Source organism: Streptomyces sp. NPDC092952, assembly GCF_044754785.1.
Lineage (GTDB): Bacteria > Actinomycetota > Actinomycetes > Streptomycetales > Streptomycetaceae > Streptomyces.
In genome coordinates this window covers 47,494-66,419 of record NZ_JBIVPT010000015.1, presented here as the reverse complement: position 1 = coordinate 66,419, position 18,926 = coordinate 47,494, and the positions used below count along the sequence as shown (strand labels likewise).

General features: G+C 72.4%; 14 protein-coding genes and 1 riboswitch. Of the genes, 11 read left to right on the top strand and 3 right to left on the bottom strand.

Features of this window, described 5'->3' with window-relative positions; translation table 11 throughout:
* Positions 1 to 62: 62 nt before the first annotated feature.
* A complete protein-coding gene (locus tag ACIQGQ_RS28515; protein ID WP_402400934.1) occupies positions 63 to 506 on the top strand; it encodes a DUF485 domain-containing protein in 444 nt (147 codons plus the stop codon).
* A complete protein-coding gene (locus tag ACIQGQ_RS28510; protein WP_366296775.1) occupies positions 503 to 2,095 on the top strand; it encodes a cation acetate symporter in 1,593 nt (530 codons plus the stop codon). Before ACIQGQ_RS28515 ends, ACIQGQ_RS28510 begins: the two co-directional genes overlap by 4 nt.
* Positions 2,096 to 2,147: 52 nt before the next feature.
* Here the strand turns inward: ACIQGQ_RS28510 and ACIQGQ_RS28505 are convergent, their stop codons facing one another.
* Positions 2,148 to 3,464 carry a citrate/2-methylcitrate synthase gene (locus ACIQGQ_RS28505; RefSeq protein ID WP_402400744.1) on the bottom strand — a complete coding sequence of 439 codons (1,317 nt, stop codon included), beginning with the start codon at positions 3,462 to 3,464 and terminating at the stop codon, positions 2,148 to 2,150.
* A 110-nt stretch (positions 3,465 to 3,574) separates the two neighbouring features.
* Between ACIQGQ_RS28505 and ACIQGQ_RS28500 the strand changes: the two genes are divergently transcribed.
* The gene (locus tag ACIQGQ_RS28500; RefSeq protein WP_402400741.1) at positions 3,575 to 4,747 is read left to right on the top strand and encodes a citrate synthase/methylcitrate synthase; all 1,173 of its coding nucleotides are present in this window, start codon (positions 3,575 to 3,577) and stop codon (positions 4,745 to 4,747) included.
* A 12-nt stretch (positions 4,748 to 4,759) separates the two neighbouring features.
* Positions 4,760 to 5,869 carry a CobW family GTP-binding protein gene (locus ACIQGQ_RS28495; protein WP_402400738.1) on the top strand — a complete coding sequence of 370 codons (1,110 nt, stop codon included), beginning with the start codon at positions 4,760 to 4,762 and terminating at the stop codon, positions 5,867 to 5,869.
* Positions 5,870 to 5,896: 27 nt separating this feature from the next.
* On the opposite strand, the gene ACIQGQ_RS28490 is transcribed toward ACIQGQ_RS28495, so the two are convergent.
* Positions 5,897 to 8,347 (bottom strand): DNA topoisomerase (ATP-hydrolyzing) subunit A, encoded by a 2,451-nt coding sequence (locus ACIQGQ_RS28490; RefSeq protein WP_402400735.1) that lies wholly within the window; start codon positions 8,345 to 8,347, stop codon positions 5,897 to 5,899.
* A gap of 268 nt (positions 8,348 to 8,615) precedes the next feature.
* Between ACIQGQ_RS28490 and ACIQGQ_RS28485 the strand changes: the two genes are divergently transcribed.
* From ACIQGQ_RS28485 to ACIQGQ_RS28470, 4 genes are all read left to right on the top strand, one after another.
* Positions 8,616 to 9,974, top strand: coding sequence for a M16 family metallopeptidase (locus tag ACIQGQ_RS28485; protein WP_402400733.1), 1,359 nt, complete (start codon positions 8,616 to 8,618; stop codon positions 9,972 to 9,974).
* Positions 9,975 to 9,997: 23 nt separating this feature from the next.
* Positions 9,998 to 11,380 (top strand): M16 family metallopeptidase, encoded by a 1,383-nt coding sequence (locus ACIQGQ_RS28480; protein ID WP_402400931.1) that lies wholly within the window; start codon positions 9,998 to 10,000, stop codon positions 11,378 to 11,380.
* A 263-nt stretch (positions 11,381 to 11,643) separates the two neighbouring features.
* Positions 11,644 to 11,809, top strand: a riboswitch (cyclic di-AMP (ydaO/yuaA leader).
* Between the two features lie 13 nt (positions 11,810 to 11,822).
* Positions 11,823 to 12,626 carry a M23 family metallopeptidase gene (locus ACIQGQ_RS28475; protein ID WP_402400730.1) on the top strand — a complete coding sequence of 268 codons (804 nt, stop codon included), beginning with the start codon at positions 11,823 to 11,825 and terminating at the stop codon, positions 12,624 to 12,626.
* Positions 12,627 to 12,862: 236 nt separating this feature from the next.
* Positions 12,863 to 13,561 carry a GntR family transcriptional regulator gene (locus tag ACIQGQ_RS28470; RefSeq protein WP_402400727.1) on the top strand — a complete coding sequence of 233 codons (699 nt, stop codon included), beginning with the start codon at positions 12,863 to 12,865 and terminating at the stop codon, positions 13,559 to 13,561.
* Between the two features lie 215 nt (positions 13,562 to 13,776).
* Here ACIQGQ_RS28470 and ACIQGQ_RS28465 read toward each other — a convergent pair whose 3' ends face one another.
* A complete protein-coding gene (locus ACIQGQ_RS28465; RefSeq protein ID WP_352273247.1) occupies positions 13,777 to 14,058 on the bottom strand; it encodes an HPr family phosphocarrier protein in 282 nt (93 codons plus the stop codon).
* Between the two features lie 173 nt (positions 14,059 to 14,231).
* Between ACIQGQ_RS28465 and ACIQGQ_RS28460 the strand changes: the two genes are divergently transcribed.
* The 3 genes from ACIQGQ_RS28460 to ACIQGQ_RS28450 all read left to right on the top strand — a co-directional run bounded on the left by ACIQGQ_RS28460 (position 14,232) and on the right by ACIQGQ_RS28450 (position 18,920).
* The gene (locus ACIQGQ_RS28460) at positions 14,232 to 17,063 is read left to right on the top strand and encodes a GNAT family N-acetyltransferase (protein WP_402400723.1); all 2,832 of its coding nucleotides are present in this window, start codon (positions 14,232 to 14,234) and stop codon (positions 17,061 to 17,063) included.
* 73 nt (positions 17,064 to 17,136) lie between these two features.
* On the top strand, positions 17,137 to 17,733 hold the full coding sequence (locus ACIQGQ_RS28455; protein ID WP_352273245.1) for a DUF5998 family protein: 597 nt from the start codon (positions 17,137 to 17,139) through the stop codon (positions 17,731 to 17,733).
* Positions 17,733 to 18,920, top strand: coding sequence for an alkaline phosphatase family protein (locus tag ACIQGQ_RS28450; protein ID WP_402400720.1), 1,188 nt, complete (start codon positions 17,733 to 17,735; stop codon positions 18,918 to 18,920). The genes ACIQGQ_RS28455 and ACIQGQ_RS28450 overlap by 1 nt, the downstream gene beginning before the upstream one ends.
* The last annotated feature ends 6 nt before the right edge of the window (positions 18,921 to 18,926 follow it).

Below are 18,926 nucleotides of genomic sequence, written 5' to 3'. Positions count from 1 at the left end.
AGTGGTCCGTGGACTAGGGGAGTTGTTCCGTGGAGAAGGAAGCAGGGCGTGAGGCCGCAGCGATGCGTCTCGACGACCCGTGGTACGACGCGTTGGCCTCCGGATGGGGCGAGCCGGACGGCGTGGCCGGTGCCGCTCACGCCGGGGCGCCCGGGGCGGCGGACCCGCGGCGCGCTCTCAGCGCGGCCGAGATCTATGTGGAGGTGCAGCGCAGCGAGGCGTTCCAGGAAGTGCGCCGACGGTACCGGCGGTTCGTCGTCCCGGCCACCCTCGCCTTCTTCCTCTGGTACCTGGTCTACGTCGTCGCCGCGGTCGCGGCGCCGGGGCTGATGGACCGACCGGTGGTCGGGGCGGTGAACGTCGCGATGCTCGCGGGGATCGGACAGTTCCTCACCACCTTCCTGCTCACCTGGGCGTACGCGCGTCATGCCCGGCTGCGCAGGGACCGTGCGGCGCTCGATCTGCGCTGGCAGACGCAGGAGATGACGCGGGGGGCCGGACGTTGAACGGCAACCACCAGACGCTGGCGCTCGTCCTGTTCAGCGTCTTCATCGCGGTGACACTCGCCATCACCACCTGGGTGAGCCGCAACCGCCATGGCTCGGCGGAGGAGTTCTACGCGGGCGGGCGGCTGTTCTCCCCGATGGAGAACGGATTCGCCATCGCGGGCGACTACATGTCGGCCGCCTCGTTCCTCGGCATCTCCGGTCTGATCGCACTCTTCGGCTACGACGGCATGCTCTACTCGGTCGGCTTCTTCGTCGCCTGGCTCGTGGTGCTGCTCCTGGTCGCCGAACTCGTCCGGAACTGCGGCAGGTTCACGCTCGCCGACGTGGTGGCGGCGCGGATGGCCGAGCGGCCGGTGCGGATCGCGGTGGGCACGTCCTCCGTCACCGTCTCTGTGCTCTACCTCGTGGCGCAGATGGTGGGCGCGGGCAGTCTCGTGGCGCTGCTTCTCGGCGGGACGAGCGGCGCCGCCCGCTCCTGGACCGTCATCGGGGTCGGGGCGCTCATGGTGATCTACGTGTCGCTCGGCGGTATGCGCGCCACCACCTGGATCCAGATCGTCAAGGCCGTGCTGCTGATGGCGGGGGCGGTCGTGCTGACCGTTCTGGTCCTGGTCCGGTTCCACGGCGACTTCAACGCGGTGCTCGACTCCGCCGCCGGACGGAGCGGGCACGGAAGCCGGTTCCTCTCGCCCGGGCTCCTGTACGGAGGCACGTGGACCGCGCGTATCGACTTCATCAGTCTGGGCCTGGCGCTGGTGCTCGGTACGGCCGGTCTTCCGCACATCCTGTCGCGCTTCTACACCGTGCCCACCGCCAGCGCCGCGCGCCGTTCGGTCGTCTGGTCGATCGGGCTCATCGGCAGTTTCTACCTGATGACGATCGCGCTCGGGTTCGGGGCGGCCGCCCTGGTCGGCTCCGCCGAGGTGCGGGCGTCCAACGCCGCGGGCAACACGGCCGTTCCGCTGCTGGCCCTGGAGCTCGGCGGTGGCGAGGGCTCCACCGGCGGGGCGATCCTCTTCGCCGTGGTCGCCGCGGTCGCCTTCGCGACGATCCTCGCGGTCGTCGCGGGGATCACGCTCGCCTCGTCCGCCTCCGTGGCCCACGATCTCTACGCCTCGTTCCGGCGTCCCGGCGCGAAGCAGCACAGCGAGGTCGTCGTGGCCCGGGTGGCCGCCACGGGGATCGGGATCGTCGCCATCGCCCTCGGCCTGCTCGCCCAGGGGCTGAACGTCGCGTTCCTGGTGGGGCTGGCCTTCGCCGTCGCCGCCTCGGCCAACCTTCCGGTGCTGCTGTACTCGCTGTTCTGGCGGAGTTTCACCACGAGGGGGGCGGTCTGGTCCGTCTACGGCGGGCTGATCCCGGCCGTCCTGCTCGTGGTGTTCTCGCCGGTGGTGTCCGGAAGCCCCGCCTCGCTCTTCCCGGGGGCCGACTTCCAGTTCTTCCCGCTGGAGAACCCCGGGCTGGTCTCTATTCCGCTCGGTTTCCTGGCGGGGTGGATCGGAACGGTCACCTCCGTCGATCCGCCGGACGAGGCCAAGCACGCGGAGACCGAGGTCCGCGCGCTGACCGGCGCGGGCGCGGTGTAGCCCGGCACGCAACGGTCCGCCGAAGGCCCCCTCCGTCCGTCACCACCGCCGGTCAACGCGGCGGCCCGTCCGCCACCGCGACGGGCAGTGGCTGCGGCGGACGGGGGCCGTTGTACTGGCCGCTGGGGCGGATGCGCAGCGGCCGTTCCCCGTACTCCTCCAGGGCGTGGGCGATCCATCCGGCCGTGCGGGAGACGGCGAACACCGTCTCACCGGCCTCCGCGGGCATGCCACAGGAGACCGAGAGCACGGCGAGCGCCAGGTCGACATTGGCATGCAAGGGGGGGTGCCGGGCGGTCGTGGCGACCACGTCACGTGCTGCCGCGAGCGCGGCAGCGGCCCGGGGCACCCGGTCCAGCAGGGCGAACAGTGCCCGTGCCCTCGGGTCCTCCGAGGTGTAGAGGCGGTGACCGAGTCCGGGAACCCGGCGTCCGGTACGGAGATGGTCCGCGATCACCGGGGCGGCGGAGCCCCGTTCGAGGACCTCGATCAGCATGCGGTGCGCCAGCCCGCTCGCCGCCCCGTGCAGCGGACCCTCCAGGACCCCGAGACCCGCGGAGACCACCGCGTACGGATGGGCGTGGGCGGACGCCGCGACCCTGGCGGCCAGCGTCGATGCCGCGAGGTCGTGGTCGATCAGCAGGGCGAGCGCCGCGTCCAGCGCGCAGAGCGCCGCCTCGTCGGCGGGCAGGGCGGTGAGTTTCGGCCATAGTTGCCTGGCCAGACCGCCCGTTCCGGAGGGCGGTCCGTCGGCCGTCCCGGCGTCCCGCTGTCCACCCGGGACCACGGGCAGGGCGGCGACCAGGGTCGGGACGAGGCCTCGTGCGGCGGCGAGCACCGACTCCCGCGAGAGGTCGAAGCGGAGCGGATCGGTGGTGGCCGCGGCGACCACGGCCACCCGCAGCCGGTCCGTCGATCCGCTGTGCGCGGGCAGCGCGTCGACCGCCCGACGGGCCGCGGCCAGGGCCTCGGCCGGTGCCGTGAAGCGGATGCCGGGCCGTAGCTCGCCGGTCCAGAGCCACTCGGCGACCTCTTCGCAGCCGTAGTGCCGGGCCAGTTCGGTCGCGTCGACGCCGCGGAAGTAGTAGCGGTCGTTCTCGATCAGCGTGATGCCGGTGCGGAAGACCGGATCGCCGGTGGCGGGGGAGGGCGGTTTCCGGTTCGTCCGCCGGGCCAGTGCGTCGATCTCCGCAGCGTCGTACGTGCTGCCGCGCCCGCCCGGAGCGCGTCTGCTGCTCAGCTGGCCCCGACTGACGTACGCGTACAACGTCTCCGGCTTCACCCCGAGCCGTTCGGCGGCCTCCCGGGTGCTGAGGCGCTGGGCGGCCACCGTATCCGGACCACTGCCGGACGCTGCTCGATCCTTCATGTCGTCAACCCTATCCATATTGATTCAATCAACATTGACAGGATTGAAGTCAATCATGGATGGTCGAAATCAATCCCAGAAAGACCCGCCAGGTGCACATGGAGGAAAAAATGTCGACCACGACCAGTGGAACCCCGCCTCTCGACGTGCCCCGCGGGCTCGCGGGTGTCGTCGTCACCGACACCGCCCTCGGGGACGTCCGGGGGCGCGAGGGCTTCTACCACTACCGGCAGTACTCCGCGATCGAGCTGGCGCGGGCCCGGGGCTTCGAGGACGTCTGGTACCTGATGTCCGAGGGCACGCTGCCCGACGCCGAGGCCCGTACCGCGTTCGCCGCCCGCACCGCCGCGCTGCGGCGGCTGCCCGCCGAGGTGTGGGAGATGCTGCCCGCCCTGGCGCGGGCCGGAGCCGCGAGCGGGCCGCTGGCCGGTCTGCGTACCGCCCTCTCGCTGCTGGGCGCCTCGGCCGGACTGCGGCCGGTGTACGACATCGGTCCCGACGAGCGCCGGGCCGACGCGCTGGCGCTCTGCGCCGCCGTACCCACCGTGCTCACCGCCCTCCACCGGATCGGCCGGGGCCTCGAACCGGTGGAGCCGCGCGAGGACCTGCCGCACGCGGCCAACTACCTGTACATGCTCACCGGCTCCGTACCGGACGAGGCCCGCGCCAGGGCCGTGGAGCAGTACCTGATCTCGACCGTCGACCACGGCTTCAACGCCTCGACGTTCACCGGCCGGGTCGTCGCCTCCACCGGCGCCGATGTGGCCGCCTGCCTGGTGGCGGCCGTCGGCGCGCTCTCCGGGCCGCTGCACGGCGGGGCGCCGAGCCGGGCGCTCGACACCCTGGACGCCATCGGCACCCCCGACCGGATCGACGGCTGGATCCGGGAGCGGGTGCTCGCGGGCGAGCGGATCATGGGGTTCGGGCACCCCGTCTACCGCACCGAGGACCCCCGCTCACGGATGCTGCGGGGCATCGCCCAGAGCTTCGGCGGCCCGCTCGTCGACCTCGCCGTCGAGGTCGAGCGCCGGGTCGAGGCGATCCTCGCCGAACTCAAGCCCGGCCGGGAGCTGCACACCAACGTCGAGTTCTACGCCGGAGTCGTCATGGAGCTGTGCGGGCTGCCGCGCGAGATGTTCACCCCGACGTTCTGCGTGGCGCGAGTGGTCGGCTGGAGCGCCAATATCCTGGAGCAGGCGGAGGACTCCAAGATCATCCGCCCGGCGGCCCGCTACGTCGGTACGCGCCCGCCGCAGCCGGTCCCCGCACTCCGAGGCGCCTGAGAGAGGTACCCGTTGAACCCGTCGTCCCAGCCCCGCAGGCAGCAGATCCCGGTCATCGTCCTCGCGGGGTTCCTGGGATCGGGCAAGACGACGCTCCTCAACCACCTGCTCCGCAACCGTGCAGGGAACCGGATCGGGGTGATCGTCAACGACTTCGGCGCCATCGAGATCGACGCCATGACCGTCTCCGGGCAGGTCGGCTCCACGGTCTCGCTGGGCAACGGCTGCCTGTGCTGCGCGGTCGACGCGAGCGAGCTCGACACCTTCCTGGAGACGCTGACCGGGCCCGCTGCCCGGCTCGATGTGATCGTCATCGAGGCCAGCGGGCTGGCCGAGCCGCAGGAACTCGTACGGATGCTCCTGGCCAGCGACAATCCGCACATCGTGTACGGGGGACTGGTGGAGGTCGTCGACGCCGCGGAGTTCGACGCCACCCGGGTGCGCCATCCGGAGCTCGACCGCCACCTCGCCGTCGCCGACCTTGTCGTGCTCAACAAGACCGACCGGGTCGGCGGCGAGGAGCAGGACCGCGTCCGGGAGGCCGTCGCCGCCGCCGGTGCCCGCGCCGGCGGTGCCCCCGCCGTCGTTTCCGCGACGTACGGCCGGATCGACCCCGAGCTGCTCTTCGACCCGGCGCTGCGGCCGGACGGTGAGGAGAAGACACGTCAGCTCAGCTTCGAGGACCTGCTCCTGGCGGAGGGGGATGACGAGGGCGGCGACGGACACGCGCACCACCTCCACGCCGCGTACGACAGCGTGTCCTTCACCGCGGACGTGCCGATGAACCCGCGCCGGCTGATGGAGTTCCTCGATTCCCGGCCGCAGGGGCTCTACCGGATCAAGGGCTTCGTCGACTTCGGGAGCGGCGACCGGGCCAACAAGTACGTCCTGCACGCGGTCGGCCGGTTCCTGCGGTTCGAGCCGCAGCCCTGGAAGCGCGGCGAGCGGCGCGCCACCCAGCTGGTGCTGATCGGCTCGGGCATCGCTCCTGAGGCTCTGGGCAAGGAGCTGGCCGACTGCCGGGAGAGCGGGGGCCCGGGAACGACGCAGGACGCCGCACATGAACGGAGCATGTGGGGCGTCCTGCGGTACGTACGACAGCCCGGCGACGACGACGCGTAGGACACGCGCCCGACGCCGGACGGGCGGCTACACGGGGCCGGCGATCACCGCGACCGGCTTGGGCAGCGGCGTACCCGAACCGTCGCGCCGGGGGTCGGGGGCGGGCAGCTCGCTCGGAGCCCCGTTCTGCTGCGCGGCGCGGGCCGGTGTGGCACCCGCCCAGGCGAACACCAGGCTGTCCTCGCCCTTGAGGAACCGCTGACAGCGCACCCCGCCGGTGGCCCGGCCCTTGCGCGGGTACTGGTCGAACGGGGTGAGCTTGCAGGTCAGCAGCGAGTCGTCGAGCAGGCCGTGCGAGCCGGCGACCGTGAACACCATCGCGTCCGCCGCCGGGTCCACCGCGGTGAACGAGAGCACTTCCGCGTCCGCGGCGAGCTTGACCCCCGCCATGCCCCCCGCGGGCCTGCCCTGCGGCCGCACCTGCGCCGCCGGGTAGCGCAGCAGCTGGGCGTCGGAGGTGATGAAGACCAGGTCCTCCTCGCCGGTACGCAGCTCGGCGGCGCCGACGATCCGGTCGCCCTCCTTGAGCGCGATGACCTCCAGCTCGTCCTTGTTGGCCGGATAGTCCGGCACCACCCGCTTGACGACGCCCTGAAGGGTGCCGATCGCCAGGCCGGGGGAGGACTCGTCGAGCGTGGTGAGGCAGACGACGGACTCGTCGCTCTCCAGCGTGAGGAACTCGGTGACCATCGCCCCGCCCGACAGATTGGGCGCCGCGTGGGTGTCCGGCAGCTGGGGCAGGTCGATCACCGAGAGGCGCAGCAGCCGCCCCGCGGACGTCACCACGCCCACGTCGCCGCGGGCCGTCGCCGGGACGGCCGACACGATCACGTCGTGCTTGGCACGCTTGGCGTCCTCGGCGAGCACCACCGGCTCGTCGTTGGCGGTACGGGCCAGCAGGCCGGTCGAGGAGAGCAGCACGCGGCACGGGTCGTCCGCGACCTCCAGCGGCACCGAGGCGACCTGCGCACCGGCCGACTCCAGCAGGACCGTACGCCGCTCGGTGCCGAACTTCTTCGCGACCGCGGCCAGTTCGGTGGAGACCAGCTTGCGCAGCGCGTTGTCCGATTCGAGGATCGTGGTCAGCTCGTCGATCTCGCTGTTGAGCCGGTCCCGCTCGCTCTCCAGCTCGATCCGGTCGAACCTGGTCAGCCGGCGCAGCGGAGTGTCCAGGATGTACTGCGTCTGCGTCTCGCTCAGCGAGAAGTGCTCGATGAGCCGCTCCTTCGCCTGCGCCGAATTGTCGCTGGACCGGATGATCCGGATGACCTCGTCGATGTCGATCAGCGCGACGAGCAGGCCCTCTACCAGGTGGAGCCGGTCGCGGCGCTTGGTCCGGCGGAACTCGCTGCGCCGGCGCACCACCTCGAAGCGGTGGTCGAGGTAGACCTCCAGGAGCTCCTTGAGCCCCAGGGTGAGCGGCTGCCCGTCGACCAGCGCCACGTTGTTGATGCCGAAGGACTCCTCCATCGGCGTGAGCCGGTAGAGCTGCTCCAGGACGGCTTCCGGCACGAAACCGTTCTTCACCTCGATGACCAGGCGCAGGCCGTGCTCGCGGTCGGTCAGGTCCTTGACGTCCGCGATGCCCTGGAGCTTCTTCGACGAGACCAGGTCCTTGATCTTGGCGATCACCTTCTCCGGGCCGACGGCGAAGGGCAGTTCGGTGACGACCAGACCCTTGCGGCGGGCCGTCACGTTCTCCACGGAGACCGTCGCGCGGATCTTGAACGTGCCGCGCCCGCGGGCGTACGCGTCCTTGATGCCGCCCAGGCCCACGATCCGGCCACCGGTGGGCAGGTCGGGTCCCGGCACGAACCGCATCAGCGTTTCCAGGTCGGCGGCCGGGTGCTTGATCAGGTGCCGCGCGGCGGCGACGACCTCGCCCAGGTTGTGCGGCGGCATGTTGGTCGCCATTCCGACCGCGATCCCGGACGACCCGTTGACCAGGAGGTTCGGGTACGCGGCGGGGAGGACGGACGGCTCCGTCTCCTGGCCGTCGTAGTTCGACTGGAAATTGACGGTGTCCTCGTCGATCGACTCCGTCATCAGGGACGTCGCGTCGGCCATCCGGCACTCGGTGTACCGCATGGCGGCGGGCGGGTCGTCGTTCCCGAGCGAGCCGAAGTTCCCGTGGCCGTCGACCAGGGGGAGCCGCATCGAGAACGGCTGCGCCAGACGGACCAGCGCGTCGTAGATCGACGCGTCGCCGTGCGGGTGCAGCTTGCCCATGACCTCGCCGACGACGCGGGCGCACTTCACGAAGCCGCGATCGGGGCGCAGGCCCATCTCGTTCATCTGGTACACGATGCGGCGGTGCACCGGCTTCATACCGTCGCGGGCGTCGGGCAGGGCCCGCGAGTAGATCACGGAGTACGCGTACTCGAGGAAGGAGCCCTGCATTTCGTCGACGACGTCGATGTCGAGGATCTTCTCCTCGAAGTCGTCCGGCGGCGGGGTCTTCGTGCTGCGGCGGGCCATCGCTGCTGCGACTCCTTCACGGATTCTGTTCGGGCAACCTCAGGTTCTGACGCGGACCATTGTGGACCGCCGCACTGACAACCCCGACCTCGACCCGTCCCAAAGGGTGTCCCGGACCGTGCCGGAAGGGTCCTCCGACCCGCTGGAGGCGGGCAGCGACCCACTTTCCCGCGAACTTCCGCGGAACGGGAACTTCGCCAGGTGTCCGTCCGCTTGCTTAAAGTGGCAGGTCTCGCAGGAATCCAGTATCGCGATCGAAGGGACGTACATGCCCATGGGTCACACGGCCACCGCTCAGGCCGGCTCCGGCGGCTTGACAGCGACCGAGCACCGCCTGGCCAACGGCCTGCGCGTGGTGCTCTCCGAGGACCATCTGACCCCGGTCGCCGCGGTCTGCCTCTGGTACGACGTCGGCTCGCGCCACGAGGTCGAGGGGCGCACCGGCCTGGCTCACCTCTTCGAGCACCTGATGTTCCAGGGCTCCGGCCAGGTCAAGGGGAACGGCCACTTCGAGCTGGTGCAGGGGGCGGGCGGCTCGCTCAACGGCACCACCAGCTTCGAGCGCACCAACTACTTCGAGACCATGCCCACGCACCAGCTGGAGCTGGCCCTGTGGCTGGAGGCGGACCGGATGGGCTCGCTGCTCGCCGCGCTCGACGAAGAGTCCATGGAGAACCAGCGCGACGTCGTCAAGAACGAGCGCCGCCAGCGCTACGACAACGTGCCCTACGGCACGGCGTTCGAGAAGCTGACGGCGCTCTCCTACCCGGAGGGCCACCCGTACCACCACACCCCGATCGGCTCGATGGCCGATCTGGACGCCGCGACCCTGGAGGACGCGCGCACCTTCTTCCGTACCTACTACGCGCCGAACAACGCGGTGCTCTCGGTGGTCGGCGACATCGACCCCGAGCAGACCCTCGCCTGGATCGAGAAGTACTTCGGATCCATCCCGTCCCACGACGGCAAGCAGCCGCCGCGCGACGGCACGCTCCCGGAGATCATCGGCGAGCAGCTGCGCGAGGAGGTCCGCGAGGAGGTTCCGGCGCGTGCCCTGATGGCCGCCTACCGGCTGCCGCACGACGGCACCCGCGAGTGCGACGCGGCGGACCTCGCGCTGACCGTCCTCGGCGGCGGCGAGTCCTCGCGGCTCCACAACCGTCTGGTCCGCCGTGACCGTACGGCGGTGGCGGCCGGCTTCGGACTGCTGCGGCTGGCCGGCGCGCCCTCGCTGGGCTGGCTGGACGTGAAGACGTCCGGCGGTGTGGAGGTGCCGGAGATCGAGGCCGCGGTCGACGAGGAACTCGCCCGGTTCGCCGCCGAGGGCCCCACGCCCGAGGAAATGGAGCGCGCGCAGGCCCAGTTGGAGCGCGAGTGGCTGGACCGGCTCGGTACGGTCGCCGGCCGCGCCGACGAACTCTGCCGGTTCGCGGTGCTGTTCGGCGACCCGCAGCTCGCCCTGACCGCGGTGCAGCGGGTGCTCGACGTCACCGCGGAGGAGGTCCAGGCGGTCGCCAAGGCCCGGCTGCGCCCCGACAACAGGGCGGTGCTGGTCTACGAGCCGGTCGAGGCGGCCGAGCCCGGGGACAGCGACGACACCGACGCGCAGGAAGGAGCCGGCAAGTGACCGACGCCGCGACTGGAGTTTCGATGCAGTACCACCCGCAGCCGGCCCCGGGCGTCGCCCGCCCCTGGGCCTTCCCCGCGCCGGAGCGGGGTGCCCTGCCCAACGGTCTCACGGTGCTCCACTGCCACCGCCCCGGCCAGCAGGTCGTGGCGGTCGAGATCTTCCTCGACGCCCCGCTGGAGGCCGAGCCCGAGGGGCTCGACGGCGTGGCCACGATCATGTCGCGGGCGCTGTCCGAGGGCACCGACAAGCGCACCGCGGAGGAGTTCGCGGCCGAGCTGGAGCGCTGCGGTGCCACGCTCGACGCGCACGCCGACCACCCCGGCGTCCGGGTCTCCCTGGAGGTCCCGGCCTCCCGGCTGGCCAAGGCGCTCGGGCTGGTCGCCGAGGCGCTGCGGGCGCCCGCCTTCGCCGACAGCGAGATCGAGCGGCTGGTGCGCAACCGGCTCGACGAGATCCCGCACGAGCAGGCCAACCCGGCCCGTCGCGCCGCCAAGCAGCTCTCCAAGGAGCTCTTCCCGGCCGAGGCGCGGATGTCGCGCCCGCGCCAGGGCACCGAGGAGACGGTGGAGCGGATCGACGCGGCGGCCGTCCGGGCCTTCTTCGACGCCCACGTCCGGCCCTCCGCCGCGACCGCGGTGGTCGTCGGCGACCTCACCGGCATCGACCTGGACGCCCTGCTCGCCGACACCCTCGGTGACTGGTCGGGCGAGGCCGCCGCGCCCCGTCCGGTGCCGCCGATCACCGCCGACGACACCGGCCGGGTGGTGATCGTCGACCGTCCGGGCGCGGTGCAGACCCAGCTGCTGATCGGCCGGATCGGTGCCGACCGCCACGACAGTGTGTGGCCGGCCCAGGTGCTCGGCACCTACTGCCTGGGCGGCACGCTCACCTCCCGCCTCGACCGGGTGCTGCGCGAGGAGAAGGGCTATACGTACGGCGTGCGGGCCTTCGCCCAGGTGCTGCGCTCGACGGCTCCGGACTCCGCCTCGGGCGCCACCGGCGCCGCGATGCTGGCCATCAGCGGTTCGGTGGACACGGAGTCCACCGAGCCGGCGCTCAAGGACCTGTGGACGGTCCTGCGGACCCTGGCCGCCGAGGGGCTCACCGACGCGGAGCGCGAGACGGCGGTGCAGAACCTGGTGGGTGTCGCGCCCCTGAAGTTCGAGATGGCGGCCTCCGTCGCGGGCACCCTCGCCGACCAGGTCGAGCAGCATCTGCCGGACGACTACCAGGCGCAGCTGTACGCCCGCCTCGCGGAGACCGGCACGGTCGAGGCGACCGCGGCGGTCGTCAACGCCTTCCCGGTCGACCGGCTGGTCACCGTCCTGGTCGGTGACGCGGCGCGGATCGAGGAGCCCGTCCGGGCCCTGGGCATCGGCGAGGTGTCGGTGGTCACCGGCTGACCCGCCGGCTCCTCGCCCTCCTCGGCTCTCCTCTGCCACGGACCGGTACGAGGCAGGGGGAATCGGCGGACAGCAGGGCATGGGGGCGAATCCCGCAAGCAAGATCTTGCGGGATTCGCCCCTTTTGTCCGTTCCGTGGGGAGGTTGCCCGTCTGCCCTGTGGGATGCGCTACAAAACGGCCTGTCCGTTTGGTGGATGTAAGTGCCGCCGTTTAGCGTCGGCTCGACTGTTCGTCACTCGTATGCCGCATCAGGGGCGTACCGGACAGTCATCGCCGAGTCCCCGTCCGGCGCGAGCCCGGGGAGCCGGGGACCCACGTAGTCCCTGGGGTGAATCGGACGCCTGAGCCCCGAGGGGCCGGGGTGTCCGTAGGAGACCTTCCTGCTCCGAACCCGTCAGCTAACCCGGTAGGCGAGAAGGAAGGAAAGGACCAGCCACTTCATGGCGTTCACCCGTGTCACGGGGAAGCACCGTGCCCCGAGCCGACTGACGCGCAGGGGCGCGAAGGTCGTCGGCGTCGCGACCCTCGCCACCACCGGTGTCATCGGCGGTCTGGCCGCCCCGGCCGTCGCCGCGGAACCGGAGTCCGCCGCCGTCGAGGATACCGGCCTCACCCAGGTCCTCACCATCGAGAAGACCCTTGCCGAGCGGATCGGCGCCCAGGCCGACGCGCAGGCGAGCCAGGCCGTCGCCACGGCGAAGGCCAAGGCCAAGGCCGAGGCGCGCAAGAAGGCCGAGGCCAAGAGGAAGGCCGAGGCCAGGGCGGCGGCGGAGCGCGCCGCCGAGTCCCGCACCGGTACGGCCCGCGTCGGCCGGTCCGCCGAGCGCACCGTGCTGGGCGCCTTCCGCCTCCCGGTCGCCGGTTCGTACGTCACCACCGGCTACAAGTCCGGCGGCTCGCTCTGGTCCTCCGGCAGCCACTCGGGCGTCGACTTCCACGCCGCCTCCGGCAGCTCCGTCGTCGCCGTCGGCGCCGGTACGGTCGTCGAGGCCGGCTGGGGCGGCGCGTACGGGAACAACATCGTGCTCCGGATGACGGACGGCACGTACACGCAGTACGGCCACCTCTCCTCGATCGGGGTCTCGGTCGGCCAGAGCGTCGCCGCCGGCCAGCAGATCGCCCTCTCCGGCTCCACCGGCAACTCCACCGGCCCGCACCTCCACTTCGAAGCCCGCACGACGCCGTCGTACGGCTCCGACCTGGACCCGGTCGCGTACCTGCGCGCCCACGGCGCCGCCCTCTGACGGACGCTCCACCGAAGGCCCCGGACCCGCGCCGCGCGTCCGGGGCCTTCGGCGTGCCTGCCGCACGGTGCGGGTGACCGCTCTCCAACGTGGCCGCTCTCCAGCGCGACCGGTCCGCGGCCGGAAGATATTCATGAATTCCCGCCCGGCATCGGAAATGCCGCCGCATTGCAATAGAGTCACGGAACAGGTGTCGGGCGGCCGCGTTTCGCGGGCATTGAGGCGGAGGTTCGGGCATGCGCATTCCCGCGCATTCGGTAAGCACAGCGATTCGTGACGACATCGTCTCCGGGGTCTTCGCGCGCGGCAGCCGGCTCACGGAGGAGGTGCTGGCGCGCCGGTACGGGGTGTCGCGCGTCCCGGTCCGCGAAGCGCTGCGCACCCTGGAGTCCGAGGGCTTCGTGGTCTCCCGCAGGCACGCGGGCGCCTGCGTCGCCGAGCCCACCGACCTGGAGGCGGCCGACCTGCTGGAGGTCCGGACGCTGCTGGAGCCGCTGGGCGCCGCCCGCGCGGCGCGCCGTCGCACCGAGGCCCACCTCAAGGTGTTGCGCGGCCTCGTCCGCCTCGGCCACGACCGGGCGCTGCGAGGCGAGGGCGAGGACCTGCGCCCGCTGGGCGGCTGGTTCCACGAGACGCTGGCGCAGGCGTCCGGCAGTCCCGGTCTGATCGCCCTGCTCGGCCAGTTGCAGCACAAGATCGCCTGGATGTACGTGGTCGAGCCGCCGGACCGGCCGGTGGACTCCTGGGCCGAACGCGGGGCCATCGTGGACGCGGTGGCACGCGGCGACGCGGACCGTGCCAGGGCGCTGGCGGCCCATCACGCGGAGCGGGCCGCCGCCGCGCACCGGCTGCGGCCCCGTCCGCCCGGCCCCCGCGCGGGAAACCTGGTGAGGGGCCCGCAACATTCCGTAAACAGTACGGGTGTCCGCACTTAACAAGCGCACCGTAGAAAGAGAGGTGTTCCGGTCCGGCCGGGGCATTTCCCCGGCGGGCGGAGAGTGATTCTTCCCGGTGTCCGGGGCGGAATTCCTCTGCCGGTGAAAGGGGGGGGGCTTCCCCGCTGTCCCTTTCTTTTCCGGTGGAATTCTTCGGGGCATGAAAAAGCCGCGGCTCCGGTTCAAGGTGCCGCGGCTCTCTCGGGGAGGAAGCCTCAGACGGTCTCCGGGAGCTCTTCGAGCCCTTCGGCGACCAGCTTCGCCAGACGGTCCAGAGCGGCCTCGGAGTCGTCCGCCTCGGAAGCGAGCACGATCTCCTCGCCGCCCTGCGCGCCGAGCCCGAGCACCGCGAGCATGGACGCGGCGTTCACCGGGGAACCGTCGGCCTTGGCGATCGTCACGGGGACGCCGGAGGCCGTGGCGGCACGGACGAAGATGGAAGCGGGGCGGGCGTGCAGGCCCTCGGCCCAACCGACGTTGACGCGGCGCTCAGCCATGGTTCTGCCCTTCAGGAATCACTAGTTGTCTAGACCATTCTCGCACGTGGTGCGCGGTGCTCCGGCCGGACCCCAGGACGCCCGTGACGTGCGCGGTGCCCCTTGATCGGCTCTCCCAGACTGCCCCGGCCCCGGTACGTACGCGACCGCTGACGGAGTCGTACGCTTTGCCCATGGAGCCCGCCCAGGAGCAGAGCCCGCCTCATGCCTACCCCGCCCACTGGGAGGCGGACGTGGTGCTCCGCGACGGCGGCACCGCGCGCATCAGGCCCATCACCACGGACGACGCCGAGCGGCTGGTCAGCTTCTACGAGCAGGTCTCCGACGAGTCGAAGTACTACCGGTTCTTCGCCCCGTACCCCCGGCTGTCCGACCGGGACGTGCACCGCTTCACCCACCACGACTACGTCGACCGGGTGGGGCTCGCCGTCACGGTCGGCGGCGAGTTCATCGCGACCGTCCGCTACGACCGGATCGACGAGCGGGGCAGGCCCGCCTCCGCCCCCGCCGACGAGGCCGAGGTCGCCTTCCTGGTCCAGGACGCGCACCAGGGCCGGGGCGTGGCCTCGGCCCTCCTCGAACACATCGCGGCCGTCGCCCGCGAGCGCGGCATCCGCCGCTTCGCCGCCGAGGTGCTGCCCGCCAACACGAAGATGATCAAGGTTTTCCGGGACGCCGGATACACCCAGCGGCGCAGCTTCGAGGACGGTTCCGTCCACCTCACCCTGGACCTCGAACCGACCGAGGAGTCCCTCGCCGTCCAGCGCGGCCGTGAGCACCGGGCCGAGGCCCGCTCCGTACAACGCCTGCTGGCCCCCCGCTCCGTCGCCGTCATCGGCGTCGGCCGGACCCCCGGCGGCGTCGGCCGCACCGTCCTGCGCAACGTCCTGGCCGCCGGCTTCACCGGCCGGACCTACGCCGTCAACAACGCCTTCGCCGCCGGACAGGAGACGATCGACGGCGTCCCCGCCCACCGCTCCCTCGGCGGGATCGGCGAACCGGTCGACCTCGCGGTCGTCGCCGTGCCCGCCGACCGCGTCCCGGAAGCCGTCGCGGACTGCGGCGAGCACGGGGTCCAGGGCCTGGTCGTCCTCTCCGCCGGCTACGCCGAATGGGGCGCCGAGGGCCGGGACCGGCAGCGCGAACTGGTCCGGCAGGCCCGCTCGTACGGCATGCGGATCATCGGCCCGAACGCCTTCGGCCTCATCAACACCGCGGAACCGGTCCGGCTGAACGCCTCGCTCGCCCCCGAGCCGCCCGCCCGCGGCCGGATCGGCCTGTTCACCCAGTCCGGAGCGATCGGCATCGCCCTGCTCTCCGGCCTCTACCGGCGCGGCGCGGGCCTGTCCACCTTCATCTCCGCGGGCAACCGCGCCGACATCTCCGGCAACGACTTCCTCCAGTACTGGTACGAGGACCCCGACACCGACGTGGCCCTGCTGTACCTGGAGTCGATCGGCAACCCCCGCAAGTTCACCCGCCTCGCCCGCCGTACCGCGGCCGTCAAACCGGTGGTCGTGGTCAAGGGCGCCCGGCACAGCGGCTCCACCCCGCCCGGCCACGCGGTGCCGACCAGGCGGATCCCGGACGCGACGGTCTCGGCTCTGATGCGGCAGGCGGGCGTGATCCGGGTCGACACGGTCACGGAGATGGTCGACGCGGGCCTCCTCCTCGCCGACCAGCCACTGCCCGCCGGCCCCCGGGTCATGATCCTCGGCAACTCCGAATCGCTCGGCCTCCTCACGTACGACGCCTGCCTCGCCGAAGGGCTGCGCCCGCGCCTGCCCCTCGACCTCACCACCGCCGCCACCCCGCAGGACTTCCGGAACGCCCTGACCGAGGCGCTGGCCGACGACGGCTGCGACGCCGTGATCGTGACGGCGATCCCCTGGGTCGGCGAGGACGGACAGGCGGAGGCGGGCGACGGGGAGGTGCTGGCGGAGGCGCTGCGCGCGGCCGCCGCCACGGGCCCGGCCAAGCCGGTGGCCGTCGTGCACGTGGAGATCGGCGGACTCGCCAAGGCCCTGGCCGCCGCCAGCGGCACGGTCGCCCGCCCGTCCGCGCCCCGGACCGCCCCGGCGGACCAACGGGACCCGCAGACACCACCACCGCAGGAGAGCGGCGCCCCGGGCCGCATCCCCGCCTACCCCGCCGCCGAGCGGGCGGTCCGCGCCCTGGCCGAGGCCGTGCGGTACGCCCAGTGGCGGCGGCAGTCCGCCGTCCCCGGCAAGGTGCCCGAATTCCTCGACGACACCATCGACGGGCCGGGCACCGCCCAGCTCATCGACACCCTCCTCGGCCCCGACCCCGACCCCCGGGGCCGGCAGCTCGGCACGGAGGAGGCCCGCGAGCTCCTGGCCGGCTACGGCATCACCGTACGGCCGACGCTCCCGGCCCCCGGCCCGGACGCCGCCGTCGCCGCGGCCGCCCGGCTCGGCTACCCCGTGGCGCTCAAGACCACCGCCCCCCACCTGCGCCACCGCGCCGACCTCGGCGGCGTCCGGCTCGACCTCGCCGACGAGGACGCGCTGCGCCGGGCCTACGGCGAGCTGACCGGGCTGCTCGGCGGGCCCGCCGAACTCCAGCCGGTCGTCCAGTCCATGGCGCCGCGCGGGGTCGACACCGTCGTACGGGCCACGATCGACCCGGCGGCCGGCGCGGTCCTCTCCTTCGGGCTCGCCGGGGCCCCCTCCGAGTTGCTCGGCGACACCGCCCACCGCCTCGTCCCGGCCACCGACCGCGACGCCGCGGAGCTGATCCGGTCCATCCGGGCCGCCCCGGTGCTGTTCGGCTGGCGCGGGGCCGCGCCGGTGGACACCGCGGCGCTCGAAGAGCTGCTGCTGAGGGTCTCCCGGCTGGTCGACGACCACCCCGAGGTGGTCTCCGTCGCCCTGGAACCGGTGGTGGTCGCCACCCGGGGACTGACCGTCCTCGGCGCGAGCGTCCGCCTCTCGCCGCCCCCGGCCCGTACCGACCTCGGCCCGCGCCGCCTGCCCAACTACTGACCCGGACACGACGGCGCTCCGCCCCGCCGCACGCCGTCCCCGGCAGTCACCGGGCCCCCGTAGGATGGTGCCCATGGCAAAGACCGGTACGACGACCCAGGGGCTGCGCGCGGCTATCGAGCGCAGTGGCTACTACCCGGCCCTCGTGGCCGAGGCGGTGGAGGCCGCCGTGGGCGGCGAGCCGGTCGCCTCGTACCTGGTGCACCAGGAGACCACCTTCGACTCCAACGAGGTGCGCCGCCATGTCACGGTCCTGGTCCTGACGGACAACCGTTTCATCGTCAGCCACACCGACGAGCAGAACGCGGACACCAGCTCCCCGACCCCGTACGCCACCACCTCCACCGAGTCGGTCAAGCTCGACCGGATCTCGTCGGTCGTGGTCAGCCGGGTCGTGGCCAACCCGGAGAAGTACGTGCCGGGCACGCTGCCCCGCGAGGTCGTCCTCACCATCGGCTGGGGCGCGGTCTCCCGGATCGACCTGGAGCCGGCCGCCTGCGGCGACCCCAACTGCGAGGCCGACCACGGCTACACCGGCAACACGACGGCCGACGATCTGAGCCTGCGGGTCAGCGAGGCCGGTGACGGCCCGGACACCGTGCGCCAGACCCTCGCCTTCGCCCAGTCGCTCTCCGAGGCCACGGCCGCGACCGCGGCGACCGGCCGCTGATGGCTCAGCCGGCCTGGCAGGAGCCCGATCCGCTCACGGTGGAGAGCGCCCCGGTCCCCGAGTACGGCAGCGGTTCGCTCGCCGACCTGCTGCCCACGCTCGTCGCCGGACAGGGGGTGCCCGGTTTCACCGCCGCGATCCCCGAGCTCACCCCCGCCGACCGGAACTGCGTGTTCCTGATCGACGGTCTGGGCTGGGAGCAGATCAAGGCCCACCCCGACGAGGCGCCCTTCCTGCACTCCCTGCTCCCCACCTCGCGCGGCGGCACCGGCCGCCCGATCACCGCGGGCTTCCCCGCCACCACGGCCACCTCGCTGGCCTCCGTGGGCACCGGGCTGCCGCCCGGGAAGCACGGCCTGCCCGGCTACTCCGCGCGCAACCCGGAGACCGGCGAGCTGATGAACCAGCTCCGCTGGCGCCCCTGGGTCCCCCCGGCCGCCTGGCAGCCGTACCCCACCGTCTTCCGGCTCGCCGACGCCGCGGGGGTGCGCACCGCCCAGGTCTCCGCCCCCGACTTCGAGCGGACCCCGCTCACCGAGGTCGCGCTCAGCGGCGGCTCCTTCCTCGGCCGGCTCTCCGGCGAGGAGCGGATGGACACCGCCGCCGCCCAGCTCGCCGCCGCCGACCGGACGCTGGTCTACACGTACTACAGCGAGGTCGACGGCAAGGGCCACCGCTTCGGCGTCGACTCCGACGCCTGGCGCGGCCAGCTGATGTACGTGGACGGACTGGCCCGGCGCCTGGCCGAGCAGCTCCCGCCCCGCTCGGCGCTGTACGTCACCGCCGACCACGGCATGATCGACATCCCGTTCGACGAGCAGTCCCGGATCGACTTCGACGAGGACTGGGAGCTGCGCGCGGGCGTCGCCCTCCTCGCGGGCGAGGGCCGGGCCCGCCATGTGTACGCCGTGCCAGGGGCCGAGAACGACGTCCTCGCCGTCTGGCGGGACGTGCTCGGCGAACAGTTCTGGGTGGCGAGCCGTGAGGAGGCGATCGCGGCCGGCTGGTTCGGCCCGAGGATCGACGAGCGGGTCCACGGCCGGATCGGCGACGTCGTCGCCGCGGCCCACGACGACGTGATCATCACCGCCTCCGTCAACGAGCCGAACGAGTCCGCGATGGTCGGTGTGCACGGCTCGATGACCCCCGTCGAGCAGCTCGTCCCGCTGCTCGAAGTACGCTCGTAACCTCTT

Excerpts from the sequence above, each read along its gene's own strand:
- ACIQGQ_RS28515 (WP_402400934.1), top strand. The coding sequence starts at position 63 with ATGCGTCTCGACGACCCGTGGTACGACGCGTTGGCCTCCGGATGGGGC.
- ACIQGQ_RS28505 (WP_402400744.1), bottom strand. The coding sequence starts at position 3,464 with ATGAAGGATCGAGCAGCGTCCGGCAGTGGTCCGGATACGGTGGCCGCC.
- ACIQGQ_RS28500 (WP_402400741.1), top strand. The coding sequence starts at position 3,575 with ATGTCGACCACGACCAGTGGAACCCCGCCTCTCGACGTGCCCCGCGGG.
- ACIQGQ_RS28490 (WP_402400735.1), bottom strand. The coding sequence starts at position 8,347 with ATGGCCCGCCGCAGCACGAAGACCCCGCCGCCGGACGACTTCGAGGAG.
- ACIQGQ_RS28485 (WP_402400733.1), top strand. The coding sequence starts at position 8,616 with ATGCCCATGGGTCACACGGCCACCGCTCAGGCCGGCTCCGGCGGCTTG.
- ACIQGQ_RS28480 (WP_402400931.1), top strand. The coding sequence starts at position 9,998 with ATGCAGTACCACCCGCAGCCGGCCCCGGGCGTCGCCCGCCCCTGGGCC.
- ACIQGQ_RS28475 (WP_402400730.1), top strand. The coding sequence starts at position 11,823 with ATGGCGTTCACCCGTGTCACGGGGAAGCACCGTGCCCCGAGCCGACTG.
- ACIQGQ_RS28470 (WP_402400727.1), top strand. The coding sequence starts at position 12,863 with ATGCGCATTCCCGCGCATTCGGTAAGCACAGCGATTCGTGACGACATC.
- ACIQGQ_RS28465 (WP_352273247.1), bottom strand. The coding sequence starts at position 14,058 with ATGGCTGAGCGCCGCGTCAACGTCGGTTGGGCCGAGGGCCTGCACGCC.
- ACIQGQ_RS28460 (WP_402400723.1), top strand. The coding sequence starts at position 14,232 with ATGGAGCCCGCCCAGGAGCAGAGCCCGCCTCATGCCTACCCCGCCCAC.
- ACIQGQ_RS28455 (WP_352273245.1), top strand. The coding sequence starts at position 17,137 with ATGGCAAAGACCGGTACGACGACCCAGGGGCTGCGCGCGGCTATCGAG.
- ACIQGQ_RS28450 (WP_402400720.1), top strand. The coding sequence starts at position 17,733 with ATGGCTCAGCCGGCCTGGCAGGAGCCCGATCCGCTCACGGTGGAGAGC.